The organism is Yoonia sp. GPGPB17 (assembly GCF_037892195.1).
Taxonomy (GTDB): domain Bacteria; phylum Pseudomonadota; class Alphaproteobacteria; order Rhodobacterales; family Rhodobacteraceae; genus Yoonia.
The window spans coordinates 966936-980620 of record NZ_JATACI010000002.1 but is presented as its reverse complement, the minus strand read 5'-3'; the positions used below and the strand labels follow the sequence as shown (position 1 = coordinate 980620).

The following is a 13685-nucleotide window of genomic DNA, read 5'->3' as shown; positions in this document are numbered from 1 at the left end:
ATGTCGGACGCAGCAGCACCAGCCAGAGCAGGACGTCGGGGTCGCGGTGGCGGTGGTGCGGCACGTCGCGCCGAGCGGACGGCGGTCAGCGTTGAGACGGCCAAGTATATTGAGCGCAATATCCCAAACTACGAGGTGCTGACCGAAGAAGCACTGGATGTCATTGAAGCGAATGCCGAGACCGTACTGGCCGAGATTGGCGTGGCCTTTGTTGACAATCCCGTCGCGTTGGAGCGCTGGAAGGCAGCAGGTGCGCAGGTTGATGGGGAACGTGTGCGCATCCCACGTGGACTGGCGCGCAAACTATGTTCAACGGCCCCGTCAGAATACACCCAGCATGCCCGCAATCCGGAGCGCAATGTCGTGGTGGGTGGCAAGAACCTTGTACTTGCCCCGGTTTATGGCCCGCCTTTCGTGCGCGATGCCGAAGGTGGTCGTCGTTACGCGACGATGGCAGATTTCGAAAAGTTCGTGAAGCTGGGCTATATGTCCAAATGGCTGCACCATTCCGGCGGCACGGTGTGTGAGCCGACCGATGTGGCCGTGAACAAGCGTCACCTCGATATGTTGCTGACCCATATGGTTTACAGCGATAAGCCGTTCATGGGCTCTGTCACCGAACCCAGCCGCGCACAGGACAGTATTGAGATGTGCGAGATTCTGTTCGGGAAAGACTTCGTGCAAGACCACACGGTCATGACCTCACTGATCAACATCAACTCGCCGCTGACATTCGACAGCATCATGATGGGCGCGTTGGAGGTGTTTGCAAAAAACAACCAGGCCTCAATCATCAGCCCGTTCATTGTGGGTGGGGCGATGGCGCCGGTGTCTGTGGCGGGCACCCTGACGCAAGTCTTGGCAGAAGTGCTGGCCGGTGTCGCCTATAGCCAGATCATCCGCCCCGGATCACCGGTTGTCATGGGGACATTTGTGACCTCCATTGACATGAACTCTGGCGCCCCCACATTTGGCACGCCCGAGGCGTCGCATATCACCTATGGGGCAGGGCAGTTGGCCCGCCGTTTGGGGCTGCCCTACCGCTCAGCCGGGTCGTTCTGCGGATCGAAGCTGCCCGATGCGCAGGCCGCTTATGAGACCGCGAACAGTCTCAACATGGGCCTGCTCGCCGGTGTCAACTTCATGTTGCACAGCTGCGGTTGGCTTGAAGGTGGCTTGGTTGCCTCATTCGAGAAGTTCGTGATGGACGCAGATATGCTGGGCACCTTGCACCATTTTGCACAAGGCGTGGACATGTCCGAGAATGGGCAAGCCATGGGTGCTATTGAAGAGGTGGGGCCGGGTGGGCACTACCTTGGGTGCGAACATACACAGGCCAATTTCAAGACGGCATTCTGGCGGTCCGACCTCTTTGATTACAAACCGTTCGAGACCTGGGACGAAGAAGGCGCACGCGACACCCAGACGCTGGCAACCGCACGGGTGGCAAAGCTGTTGGAAACCTACCAACAGCCCAAGCTGGACCCTGAGATCGAAACACGTCTGCGCGCCTATGTGACCGAGAAGAAAGCCAGCATGCCCGACGCCTTCGGCTAGACCAGCTGCGGTCGGGTGGCGCGCATCAGATGCGCCTCGCCCAGGATCGCGATCAGAACCTCGACATGATGGGCCGGGCGATAGCTGGCGGCCTCATCTTTACGCAAACCGTCCAGTTCGGCCTCTATATCCAAGAGTTGTAAGAGCGCTTGGCCGTGTCTTGGTAAGGTATCGGTTTGCAGGATTCGGCGCAGATGTATGGTGCGCCGGTAATCATCCACGCCGAATCTTGCGGCGCGCGCAAGCAATGTTGGGCGAGTGAGCGTGGCAATCCGGGTGTAAAGATCAAGCATGTGTCATTCTTCCATTACAGGTGCATCAGTTCATCCAGTATGACACAACCTGAACGGGTGTTGCGTAATCGCCATGAGTTGAGAACGCATCGGTTAGGTTTGTTTATCTTTTCGAAAGAATGGTTGACGGGCAATTTACGCCGTTAACAGAAATGTAACCATGCACGCACAGGTGGTGTTACGCCAAGCGCCTATGGTGTGGCGGTCGTCTGTTGCGTCGGACATTTCGACAAAAGGATGAGTGACCATGACAGCACCAGAAGGGCAGACTGCCTCGCCCTGTTTACCACGTTGGGTTCCGGATGCAGCCCGCCACTATCTTGTTCACACAGAGACTGGCCTTTCGATCCGTGCGCTTGCGCGGGCCAGTGACTGTCACCCGTCAACAGTTCTGCGGCAGGTACGCCGTTTTGAAGGGCGCCGTGATGATCCGCTTATTGATGCGGCATTGCGGTCGCTCTCTGCGCAGGTGTCTGCGCGGGAGATTTTGAAAGAGGGGAAAGTTAAGACAATGAAAATGGAGTGTTTGAAGAGTGATGCGCACCAGTCGGTTGGCCTGTCACAGATGCGGATGGACCAAGAGGCAAAGCGCATTTTGCGCCGCTTATGTGAACAGGGCGCTGTTTTGGCTGTCGCACGCGAGATGGAAACCGCGGTTGTCGTGCGTGTCACACCCGAGGGAGAGCAGGTACGCACCGCCGTGGTAGAGCGCGAGATTGCGCAAGCCATGGCACTAAAGGATTGGATTTCCTGTCCCGAACCCGAGGGGCGTATTGCCCGCTATTTTATCACCAACACTGGGCGCGCGGCCTTGCGCCGTTTGACCGCAGAAGATGAAAACCGTGCCGGTGGCTTTGCTGAAAAAAATGTCGATCCACAAGGCGATGCGGGCTGGGATATAGCTGCGATTGAAGGCAATAACCGCCCGCCTTATCGTGGATATCCAAACGAAAGCCCATTGGTTGGATTGTCCCGCCGCAAGGATCGTGATGGCAAACCTTTTTTGGCGCGTGAACTGGTCGCCGTCGGAGAGCGGCTGCGTGAAGATTATGAACTGGTCGAAGTCGGTATGGGTGGCAATGAGAGCTGGGAGGGCTTCATGAATGGTGAAACCCCGGCTGAAGTTATTGAAGGCCCTAAAGGTGCTGTCGCGGCGCATGGTCGGATCAAAGATGCCTTGGCAGAGCTTGGCCCGGGGTTGGGCGATGTTGTGCTGCGCTGCTGTTGTTTTCTGGAAGGGCTGGAACAGACCGAAAAAAAATGGGGTGGTCCGCGCGCTCGGGCAAAATCGTGTTACGGATCGCGTTGCAGCGTTTGAAGCGTCACTATGAAGAAACGCAAGGACGGTATGGTCCAATGATAGGGTAGCTCTCTTGGCCATGCATGCGGCGCAGCCCAGTCATGCGCGGCATTGTGAACATTGGACATATCCCGGGCGCGACGCTAGGTAAGTCGTAACAAGACCGGAGCCTGATATGCCCACACGCGACCTTAAAATCCCAGCGCAGCGCCACCCTGAAAAGCAGCGCCGCCCGGATGCACCGCAACCTAAGAAGCCTGATTGGATCCGCGTAAAGGCGCCTGTGTCGGATGGGTATAAGAAAACCCGTGATATCATGCGCGACAATAAGCTTGTGACGGTCTGCGAAGAAGCAGGCTGTCCTAACGTCGGTGAATGCTGGAGCCAGGGCCATGCAACCATGATGATCATGGGCGAGGTCTGCACCCGCGCGTGCACTTTCTGCAACATTGCCACCGGCAAACCGCCCGAGGCGCTTGATGTCTTTGAGCCGGGCCGTGTGGCCGATGCGGTCAAGAAACTGGGCCTTAATCACGTGGTCATCACATCTGTGGACCGCGATGACATTGAAGACGGGGGTGCAGAGCACTTTGCCCAGACAATCCGCGCCATCCGCCGTCAGTCACCTAACACGACAATTGAAATCCTGACACCGGATTTTATTCGTTGTGATCCCAAAGTATTAGAGGTTGTTGTTAAAGCTAAGCCCGGACGTGTTCAACCATAACCTTGAAACGGTCCCTGGCCTCTATCCGCAAGTGCGGCCCGGTGCGCGGTATTTCCATTCATTGCGTTTGTTGCAGCGTGTGAAAGAGCTTGATCCGACGATGTTCACCAAGTCCGGGATTATGGTGGGCCTGGGAGAGGATAAGCAGTCGGTCACACAGGTGATGGAAGATATGCGCGCGGCTGATATCGATTTTCTGACCATTGGTCAGTACCTGCAGCCGACACCAAAGCATCACAAGGTGGATCGCTTCGTGACCCCTGAAGAATTCGCGACGTATGAAAAAGCGGCCTACAACAAAGGCTTCCTAATGGTTTCAGCCACGCCACTAACCCGTTCATCCTATCACGCGGGCGACGATTTTGCACAGTTGCGTGTGGCACGGCAGGCCAAGCTGGGCGCACTGTAACAGCCACTCATCCAATCAGCCTTACCGGATGCGGCTTTGCGGGCGCATTTGGTAAGATGGCCGATTTGTGCTATGCCATGCCAATCCACTCACGTATTTTGCTCGGCCGATGGTGACATCTGCGGCCTCTTAAACGGAGTCGGCCTTCAGTCATTTCATCCTCGGCCCAAGGGAGGAAGTTATTATGCCTGTGTCCGTTGAAAAGGTTGAAGAGGGTCTGCATTTTAAAGCGAGCTTTGCTGCAGGAACATTGACGCTAAAGTTTGAGGCGCTCGTCGACCACAAACATCGTGTAAAAAACAGTTCAGAAACTATGTCCGACGCCAATCATGGTGTTTTGTTTTCGCGCTCTCACCAGAATGTCGCCAGTCAGGCGGCTTTGCGCTATGATTTTGGTGATGCGGTAGAGGGCCCCCGGTCATTGGTGCTTATCGGTGAGAAATCTCCGTTGAATTCGTTTGTCTATGGTCAGGCGGATGGGAAAGAGCTGCTGCCCATCAGGTATGCGGCACCGGCCTGTGGCTGCCACGATAGCCATGAGGGTGCCGGAATGATGGTTGATCTTGGCGGGGGCGAGGTTGCTCCCGTCAGCATTGCATTCCCCGGCGACTACATCGAAAATTTGCAAGCACTGATCAAGGTTATTGAAGCTGAAATCGCGGCTGAAAGGTATTCCGCCAACAATATCGCTTTGCAGGCCTTTGCCAGTTGTTTTTGGGCAACTGTCGCATGCGAAGTTGCGGCGAAAGCCTGCATTGTTGGATGCGGGGCAACAGGGCCGGGCGTGCCGCTCTGCATAGCCCTTTGTCTTGCTGCAGAGGTTGCATGCCTTCTCGCTGTGAACGAAAGCAAAGAAAGCGCATTGGCCTTCTATCATGCCTGCTGATGCTTGTCGGGGGCTTGGGTCGCTCTAGCGGCGCCCGCGCAGGTCATTTGGGGTCAGCCAATCCGGCCAACCCCAGATGCGCTCGATTGCGAAGAGGATCAAACAAAACAGCAAGATACCTGCGACGAACTTGATCTTTGCAGGTGAGGGCGGATTCTGCGCCCAGCGTTTGGCTTTAAGAAGCCAGCGGGGATTCATGCGTCCTCGACAAAGCGCACCTTACCAATGAAACCTAAATTTCGGTTGCGTTGGGCAAAGTCGATGCCGTAGCCGACGACAAACTCATCGGGGATTTCAAACCCCGTCCAGTCGGCCTTCAAATCCACTTCGCGGCGGGCCGGTTTATCGAGCAGGGCGATGGTTTTCATCCTCGCCGGTTTGCGGGACCCAAGGAATTTCGTCACATGTGACAGCGTGTGCCCGGTGTCGACGATGTCTTCAACAATTAGCACATCACGCCCTTCAATTTGGCCACGTAGGTCCTTGAGAATGCGGACCTCACGGGTGCTTTCCATGCCGTCGCCATAGGATGATGCCTCAAGGAAATCCACCTCAACCGGCAGGTCCAGTTCACGCACCAGATCGGCAATGAAGACGAATGAGCCGCGCAGCAGCCCCACAACAACCAGTTTATCCGTATTTTTGAATTCTGTTCTGATATCTTTGGCCAGTTCTTCGATACGTGCGGCGATGGATTTGGCGCTGATCATTTCGTCGATCACGTAGTTAGGATGTGGCATAGGGGACTCAGTTCCGGGAAATGGGTTGATTTTCAGCGCAGAGTTTACGACATCCTGTGCCGAAGTCACCCGCGAAAGACCCGCATGCCAAGCCATTCTGAAACTAAGTTTCTGCCCTACACAGCCCAACAGATGTACGATCTTGTGGCAGACGTTGCCAGTTATCCCGAGTTCCTGCCGTGGACCGCTGCCGCGCGCGTGCGCAGCGTCACCGACAAGGGTGATCACGCTGAAATGCTGGCCGACCTGGTCATTTCATTCAAAGTTTTTCGCGAAAAATTCGGTAGCCGTGTTCGCCTGTGGCAGGATGAAATGAAGATCGATACCGCATACCTGGATGGCCCAATCCGGTATCTGGAAAGCCAGTGGACGTTCAAGGATGTCCAAGGCGGCTGCGAAGTATCGTTTGAGGTCGATTTTGAATTCAAGAACCGTTTGTTACAAGGTGCAGCCGGTCTATTTTTTAATGAAGCAATGCAGCGTGTCGTCCGATCGTTTGAGCGACGCGCGGCAACGCTTTATCAATGACAAAGGCCCGCCAGTTGGGGCGGGCCTTTCAGGATCACGTTGAGGGCTGCTTAGCTGTTAAACTCATAAGCCCGCTCGCCGTGCACAGCAAGATCAAGCCCCGTGGTCTCGGCCTCGTCATCGACGCGCAACGGTGTGATCGCCTTGCAAATAAAGATCAGCGCGACGGTGACGAGAACAGTATAGCCGCCGACGATCACCAATCCTCCAAGCTGCGCCGCCCATCCGCCTGCCCCGAAGACTGCGATCATGACGGTGCCAAAGATGCCGCCGACGCCGTGCACGGCAAAGACATCCAATGTATCGTCAATTTTAAAGGTGTTCCGGATCAGGTTCACCGCTTCTTGGCACAGGATGCCGGCGACAGATCCGATCACCAGCGCCTCAACCGGGCCAACAAAGCCGGATGCCGGGGTGATCGAAGCCAGACCTGCAATCGTCCCTGTCACCATACCTACAAGGGATGCTTTGCCGAACTTGACGCGCTCCCACAGCGCCCAAGTCAGGGATGCGGCTGCGGCCGAGATATGCGTGACCGTAATCGCCATGGCGGCACCACCGTCGGCTGCCAATTGCGATCCGCCGTTGAAGCCGAACCAGCCGACCCAGAGCATTGCTGCGCCAATCATCACCATGCCCGGATTGTGTGGCGGCTTGGACGGATCGCGCCGCGACCCAAGAAAGATTGCCAGCAGCAGGGCTGCGATACCGGCGGTTTCATGGACGACGATGCCGCCCGCAAAGTCACGCACGCCCGTATCACCAAAGATGCCGCCATCGGCCAGCATCCCACCGCCCCAGACCCAATGCACCACCGGTGCGTAGCAAAATAGCATCCAAAGCGATGAGAAAAGCAGTACAAACCCAAACCCGATCCGTTCCACGTAAGCACCGACGATCAGGGCGGGGGTGATGATCGCAAAGGTCATCTGAAAGGCAAAGAACAAGACCTCGGGCAGGGTGCCCGACAGCGTGTCAGCCGTGATGCCGGACAGGAACATCTTATCCAATCCACCCCAGACACCGCTGGTGTCCGATCCGAAAGCAACGGAATAACCAAAGGCAAACCACAGGATGCTCATCAAACAGGCGATGGCGTAACAGTGCATAAAGACGCTCAGCACATTGCGTGCGCGCACCAGCCCGCCGTAAAACAGCGCCAGTCCCGGCAGTGTCATAAATAATACAAGCGCCGTGGCCACGATGATCCACGCTGTATCCGCTCCGTTCATTGTCCCCTCCTTAGGTCTTCCAGTTTTTTTGTAGGAGGCCTTAGGGCGGATTTGCCGTGCGTGTTAAATGTGCAATAGCTTCTGATGCGGCCTAAAACAGGGGCAATTTGTAAAGTGCCTGCAAATTAGGCGGAATTGACGTTATGAGGCTAAGAATCGTGCTCGATTGAATCTATGGCCCCGCGTAATAGCGCCATGCCGTGATCTCGTGCTGCGCTGCGTACCTTATCGCGGCCCAGGGCGCCGAAGTCGACTGTCGCGGTGGTTACGCCGGTTTTGCGGGCCAGTCCGAAACATACGCGTCCTTCGGGTTTATGCTCTGACCCACCCGGTCCGGCGATGCCTGTGATTGCGACGGCGATATCGGCATCCGAGTTGCGCAGGGCTCCCGCCGCCATTTCTGCGGCGACCTGTTCAGATACCGCGCCATGGGCGGCTAAAGTTGTCTCTTTGACGCCAAGCATCTGTACCTTGGCGGTATTGGTGTAGGTGACAAAGGCGCGGTCAAAAATGGCTGAGCTGCCCGGGATGTCGGTAATCGCGGCACTCAGCATGCCGCCGGTGCAGCTTTCGGCGGTCGCGAGCATCAGGCCCTTTGCCTTTGCAGCCGTTAGAAGATCGGCCGCGCCGCTCACGCCGGATTGACCTGCGCAACAAAGCCTTGGTGTGCGAGCCAGGCAAGGCCGAGCACGCCAAGTGCCGCGAAAATGCCCGCGATGACATCATCCAGCATCACCCCCGTTGGCCCGTCCATGCGGTCGGCCCATCCCACAGGTCCCAGTTTCGTGATATCGAAGAACCGAAATAGCACAAAGGCCGCGATCCAGCCGGGCCAAAGGTCTGTCATTGCAACACCGGCGTTGGCCGCGCCAAAGGCAATGGGCAACAAAGCAATCCACTGGCCGCAGACCTCATCAATCACAATCTCGGAGGGGTCGTGGTCGTCTTTGCCCTTGGTCTCGACCCCTGTAGCCCAGACACCCAGCACATAAGACAGGACAACCCCGGCCAGCAGACCCCATGGCCCTGCAAGCACATATATTGCCCAGGCCGCGGGCAGGGCCGCCAGCGACCCCCATGTGCCAGGGGCCGGGCGCAGGTGCCCTACGTAGAAGAAGGTGGCAATCAGACTGCTCATGTCTTGATCAACGTGACTGTCGCGATGGCGGCAATACCTTCCTCGCGGCCCGTAAACCCGAGCCTTTCAGAGGTCGTCGCCTTGACACTGACCCGATCACTGTCGACGCCCATATAAGCACCCATTACCGCTTTCATCGCATCTTGGTGCGGGCCAATCTTGGGGTGTTCACATACAAGCGTGCAGTCAACATTGCCGATGCTGAATCCTTCGGATTGCGCGAGCGCAACCGCATGCGTGAGAAAAATGTGGCTCTCTGCACCCTTCCACTGTGGGTCAGTGGGTGGGAAGTGCTGGCCAATATCACCTTTGCCCACCGCACCATAGATTGCGTCGGTGACCGCATGCATGCCAACGTCCGCATCTGAATGCCCCTGCAAGCTGCGGGTGTGGGGGATCTGTACGCCGCAGAGCCATACATGATCGCCGGGGCCAAATCGGTGCACGTCATAGCCATTGCCGCAACGGATATCCATGGTCTGCCTCATCAGTTTGGCCGCCCGTGCGAAGTCTGCGGACGTGGTGATCTTGATGTTGTCTTCATCGCCCGCCACGATGGCAACGTCCAGTCCTGCCGCACGGGCCACGGCCACATCGTCGGTTTCTTGCCCAGTGCTTGCGGCATGCGCTGCAAGCAGTGGCGCGAGCTGGAACCCTTGCGGGGTCTGCGCGCGATACAATCCTTCGCGATCTTGAACACCTTGGACCGCACCTTTGGCCCCATGCCACAGGGTGTCGGTGACGCCGATGGCGGGGGCTGCGCCTGTGTGATCTTCCAGGGCCTCAAGAATGCGATCAATCATCGCAATGCTGACCAGCGGTCTTGCAGCGTCATGTATTAGCACGTGATCAATACTTGCATCGACCACCTGCAAACCCGCAAGCACCGATGCGGCCCGGGTGTCGCCACCGATAGCGACGGTCGCGGCAGGTTCACGTGGCCAGAGTGCTGTATCCAGATCATCACGATGCAACACGAGCACCAGCTGAGAAATGGCGGGGTGGGCGGCAAACCGCATCATAGCATGGGAGGCGACAGGGCGGTCATCAAGCATCTGCCATTGTTTGGGGATGTCGCCGTAAGCCCGTGTGCCACGCCCTGCTGCAACAATGATGGCCGCTGTTTTCATCTGAGTTCCATTCATGGTTGCGACAGGTGTAGGACGCGAACCTCGGCGACGCAATTCGGCAGTTTGGGGAGCGGATCGCACAATTTTTGGGCAGTTGCTATTTTTACAGGAGAAAAACGGATTGGATTCGTTGAGACGGTGAAGATATGGCGATAAACACCTCACTGCGCGCAACAGATAAGCGAATGACTATTCCTTTGGCACAAACCGAATCTCTGGTTCTCGACGACGTGGCTTTGACGCCGCCGGTGGCGCTCGCACCGTTGGCTGGTATTACTGACTTACCGTTCCGTCAGCTGGTTGCATCCTTTGGTGCGGGTTGGGTGGTTAGCGAAATGGTGGCCAGTCAGGAGATGGTGCAGGCCAAACCCGGTGTGCGTGAGCGGGCGGAATTGGGGTATGATCAGGCAGGCACCGCCGTTCAGATCGCCGGGCGTGAGGCCTACTGGATGGCCGAAGCGGCGCGGATGGCCGCAGGAAACGGCGCGGCCATTATTGATATCAATATGGGGTGCCCGGCCAAGAAGGTGACAAACGGCTATTCGGGGTCCGCTTTGCTGCGCACGCCGGATCACGCGCTCAGCCTGATCGAGGCGGTGGTCAATGCGGTTGATGTGCCTGTCACCCTAAAAACGCGGCTGGGTTGGGATGATGACAGCCTGAACGCGGCAGATGTGTCAAAACGTGCCGAAGATGCGGGCGTGCGGTTGGTAACGATACACGGGCGTACCCGCTGTCAGTTCTACAAAGGTGCGGCTGACTGGGCGGCGATCCGTAAGATCAAAGATGCCGTGTCCATTCCTGTGATTGCGAATGGGGACATCGTAGACGCGAGCACCGCGCGCAAGGCATTGGACTTATCAGGAGCCGATGGTGTGATGATCGGGCGCGGTGCGCAGGGGCGACCTTGGGTTTTGGCGCAGGTTTCGGCCGCGTTGCACGGTACAAAGATGCCACAGATCCCGCAGGGCCGCGCCTTGATCGATATGGTGTGCACCCATTACGAGGCGATGCTGTCGTTCTATGGGCCCGAACTGGGCCGCAAAGTATCACGCAAACACTTGGGATGGTATATGGACGATGCAGGTACAGGGCCTGCCTTGCGCAAGGCGATCCTGACACATGCCACGCCTGCCGATGTCTTGCGCGACCTGCCAGAAGCCCTGGACGTACAGGTGGCCGCATGATTTTGGGGCAAGCGCTATGGTCGTCGTTGCCGGTGCCGTCTTTGATGCTGGATGGTGACGACACGATCACAATGAGCAACCCCGCTGCGGAAAGCTTTCTCAACCTCTCGGCCAAGGCGCTGGTGGGTGAAAAGCTTTGGCAAAAAGTCATGATTGACGCGCCGCTTGAGGCACCTTTCAGTCGCGCCCGCAAGAACCGCACCTCGCTGTTCGTCAATGATGTAGATGTCGGCAGTGGTGAGCGTGCCCCGATGCTTTGCAATCTGCAATTCGCCCCGTTGCAAGGCTCCGACGACACGATGATCGTCATGATCAGCCCGCGCGAGATTGCGAGCCGCATCAATCAAAACCATTCCTCGGGCAAGGCGGCGAAGTCAGCAATTGGGATGGCCGAGATGCTGGCCCATGAAATCAAGAATCCGCTGGCAGGCATCACAGGTGCCGCACAATTGCTGTCGATGGGGCTGACGCCGGATGATCAGGAGATGACGGACCTGATTGTCGAAGAAAGTCGCCGCATTGTGAAACTGCTCGAACAGGTCGAGCAGTTTGGCAACCTGCGTAAACCTATGGTGAAGCCGGTGAACATTCATGATGTGCTGGATCGCGCACGGCAATCTGCCGCCGTTGGCTTTGGCGCGCATATGCTGTTTGTCGAAGACTATGACCCGTCGCTACCGCAAACTCTGGCCGATGGTGATCAGCTTTTGCAGGTGTTTCTGAACCTGCTCAAGAACGCCTCAGAAGCGAGCGAAGAGGCGGGGTCAATCCGTCTGCGCACATTCTATGATACCGCATTGCGCGTGCACCGTTCGGATGGCACGCAGGCGCGGCTGCCTTTGCAGGTTGAGATCATTGACGACGGGCCCGGTCTGCCGCGCGAGATTGCGGATGATATCTTTGAGCCTTTCGTTTCGGGCAAAGAAAACGGCACCGGGCTGGGATTGGCCCTTGTGTCCAAATTGATCGGTGACGTCGGCGGATGGATATCGGTGGACAGCGTGCCGGGGCGCACGGTGTTTCGCGTATCGCTGCCCGTTGTACCCAAAGACTATGAGACAGGAGAAGACTGATGGACGGGACCGTTCTTGTTGCTGATGACGATCGTACGATCCGCACGGTATTGACCCAAGCCCTGACCCGGGCAGGCTGCAAAGTGCACGCGACGTCTTCGATTGTGACACTGATGCGTTGGGTTGATGAGGGCAAAGGCGATCTGGTGATTTCAGATGTGATCATGCCGGATGGCAATGGCCTTGACCAGCTGCCCAAAATCGCCGAGGCGCGTCCGGGCATGCCTGTGATCGTGATTTCGGCGCAGAACACGATTATGACAGCTATTCAGGCGGCAGAGGCCGACGCCTATGATTACTTGCCCAAACCCTTCGATCTGCCGGATCTGATGAAACGGGCGGCGCGTGCGCTTGAAGTGAAACGCCGTGCACCAACCGCCCGCGCGCCTGATATCACGGCAACAGAGCAGGGCGGCGATCTGCCTTTGGTCGGCCGCACACCTGTGATGCAGAACCTCTACCGGCTTGTTGCACGGGTGATGAATACGCAACTGCCTGTGCTGATCACCGGCGAAAGCGGGACGGGAAAGTCGCTGATTGCGCGTGCGGTGCATGATTTTTCGGATCGGCGTAGCCTACCGTTTGTAGTTGTTTCGGCGGCGGATTTAGAGGGGATGGACGGCCCTTCCACTGTTCTAAGTCGTGCGAAAGGCGGGTCGATCCTGTTTGATGAGGTCAGTGACCTATCTGAACCGGCGCAGGCGCGGATCGTCCGGATGTTGGACAGTTTGGGCGACAACGCCCCGCGGATCATGGCGACCTCGCAATCGGACCTGATGGCGCGGATGGAAGACGGGCAGTTCCGTGAGGATTTGTTTTATCGTCTGGGCGGTGTCACGGTTGATGTGCCATCGCTGCGTGAACGTGTGGATGATATCCCGCTATTGGCCGAACACTTTCTGGCCCGTGCAGAACGCGATGGGGCGCCTCTGCGTCGCTTCGGTGATGCTGCACTTGACCTGGTGCGTGCTTACAGCTGGCCGGGCAATGTCCGACAGTTAGAGAACGCGGTGCGCCGTCTGGTGTTTACCGCTGCGGCCGAAGAAATTACCCGGTCAGAGGTTGAAATGGTTCTGGGCAACCAGCCTGCCATTGAGCCGCTGCGTTCAGGCGGTGAAGGCGATAAGTTAAGCGCCAGCGTCGGCAAGCACCTGCGCCGCTATTTTGATTTGCATGGGGGTGTTTTGCCGCCGCCGGGGCTTTACAATCGAATCCTGAAAGAGGTTGAGGCCCCGTTGATCGAAATTGCGCTTGATGCGACGGGTGGAAATCAGGCGAAATGTGCGGATTTACTGGGGATTAACAGAAATACCCTGCGCAAGAAGATTACAGACCTCGATATCCGCGTGACACGGCGCCGCAAGTTGATGTAAAACCGCAACAGAACCGTGGCACTGCGACGTCAACGTAGCAGAAAGACCACAGCGATTGGCGGTATCGTGGGGGCGACCTCACCTCAATAACAGGGCTTTGCGCGTGGGGCGT

Annotated in this window: 13 protein-coding genes and 1 pseudogene; 8 read left to right on the top strand and 6 right to left on the bottom strand. The window is 57.2% G+C overall.

Annotated features, from left to right (window positions below; genetic code table 11):
* Positions 1-1557: a trimethylamine methyltransferase family protein gene (locus QTO30_RS05305; RefSeq protein ID WP_340422998.1), complete on the top strand. Its 1557-nt coding sequence runs from the start codon at positions 1-3 to the stop codon at positions 1555-1557.
* Here the strand turns inward: QTO30_RS05305 and QTO30_RS05300 are convergent.
* The gene (locus QTO30_RS05300; RefSeq protein WP_340422996.1) at positions 1554-1850 is read right to left on the bottom strand and encodes a DUF6477 family protein; all 297 of its coding nucleotides are present in this window, start codon (positions 1848-1850) and stop codon (positions 1554-1556) included. The genes QTO30_RS05305 and QTO30_RS05300 overlap by 4 nt on opposite strands.
* Before the next feature lie 247 nt (positions 1851-2097).
* Here QTO30_RS05300 and QTO30_RS05295 point away from each other — a divergent pair, with 247 nt between their 5' ends.
* The 3 genes and pseudogenes from QTO30_RS05295 to QTO30_RS05285 all read left to right on the top strand — a co-directional run bounded on the left by QTO30_RS05295 (position 2098) and on the right by QTO30_RS05285 (position 5172).
* On the top strand, positions 2098-3168 hold the full coding sequence (locus QTO30_RS05295; protein ID WP_445327132.1) for a DUF6456 domain-containing protein: 1071 nt from the start codon (positions 2098-2100) through the stop codon (positions 3166-3168).
* Between the two features lie 157 nt (positions 3169-3325).
* Positions 3326-4286: pseudogene (lipA, locus tag QTO30_RS05290) on the top strand (lipoyl synthase).
* Between the two features lie 184 nt (positions 4287-4470).
* Positions 4471-5172, top strand: coding sequence for a hypothetical protein (locus tag QTO30_RS05285; protein ID WP_340422994.1), 702 nt, complete (start codon positions 4471-4473; stop codon positions 5170-5172).
* A gap of 194 nt (positions 5173-5366) precedes the next feature.
* Here QTO30_RS05285 and hpt read toward each other — a convergent pair whose 3' ends face one another.
* On the bottom strand, positions 5367-5912 hold the full coding sequence (hpt, locus tag QTO30_RS05280; protein ID WP_340422993.1) for a hypoxanthine phosphoribosyltransferase: 546 nt from the start codon (positions 5910-5912) through the stop codon (positions 5367-5369).
* An 84-nt stretch (positions 5913-5996) separates the two neighbouring features.
* Here hpt and QTO30_RS05275 point away from each other — a divergent pair, with 84 nt between their 5' ends.
* Entirely contained in the window at positions 5997-6440 is a 444-nt protein-coding gene (locus tag QTO30_RS05275) for a type II toxin-antitoxin system RatA family toxin (RefSeq protein ID WP_340422991.1), read from the top strand.
* 50 nt (positions 6441-6490) lie between these two features.
* Here the strand turns inward: QTO30_RS05275 and QTO30_RS05270 are convergent, their stop codons facing one another.
* The 4 genes from QTO30_RS05270 to QTO30_RS05255 form a co-directional block, all read right to left on the bottom strand.
* Positions 6491-7672, bottom strand: coding sequence for an ammonium transporter (locus tag QTO30_RS05270; protein WP_340422989.1), 1182 nt, complete (start codon positions 7670-7672; stop codon positions 6491-6493).
* A 149-nt stretch (positions 7673-7821) separates the two neighbouring features.
* Complete coding sequence (locus QTO30_RS05265) at positions 7822-8307, bottom strand: CinA family protein (RefSeq protein WP_340422987.1); 486 nt, start codon at positions 8305-8307, stop codon at positions 7822-7824.
* Entirely contained in the window at positions 8304-8810 is a 507-nt protein-coding gene (locus QTO30_RS05260) for a phosphatidylglycerophosphatase A family protein (protein ID WP_340422985.1), read from the bottom strand. The genes QTO30_RS05265 and QTO30_RS05260 overlap by 4 nt, the downstream gene beginning before the upstream one ends.
* The gene (locus QTO30_RS05255; protein WP_340422983.1) at positions 8807-9940 is read right to left on the bottom strand and encodes a bifunctional 2-C-methyl-D-erythritol 4-phosphate cytidylyltransferase/2-C-methyl-D-erythritol 2,4-cyclodiphosphate synthase; all 1134 of its coding nucleotides are present in this window, start codon (positions 9938-9940) and stop codon (positions 8807-8809) included. The genes QTO30_RS05260 and QTO30_RS05255 overlap by 4 nt, the downstream gene beginning before the upstream one ends.
* A 185-nt stretch (positions 9941-10125) precedes the next feature.
* Between QTO30_RS05255 and dusB the strand changes: the two genes are divergently transcribed.
* The 3 genes from dusB to QTO30_RS05240 are packed head-to-tail and all read left to right on the top strand — an operon-like array spanning position 10126 to position 13573.
* A complete protein-coding gene (gene dusB, locus QTO30_RS05250; RefSeq protein ID WP_340425873.1) occupies positions 10126-11127 on the top strand; it encodes a tRNA dihydrouridine synthase DusB in 1002 nt (333 codons plus the stop codon).
* Complete coding sequence (locus QTO30_RS05245) at positions 11124-12200, top strand: two-component system sensor histidine kinase NtrB (protein WP_340422981.1); 1077 nt, start codon at positions 11124-11126, stop codon at positions 12198-12200. Before dusB ends, QTO30_RS05245 begins: the two co-directional genes overlap by 4 nt.
* Positions 12200-13573: a response regulator gene (locus QTO30_RS05240; protein ID WP_340422979.1), complete on the top strand. Its 1374-nt coding sequence runs from the start codon at positions 12200-12202 to the stop codon at positions 13571-13573. The genes QTO30_RS05245 and QTO30_RS05240 overlap by 1 nt, the downstream gene beginning before the upstream one ends.
* Positions 13574-13685: the final 112 nt, after the last annotated feature.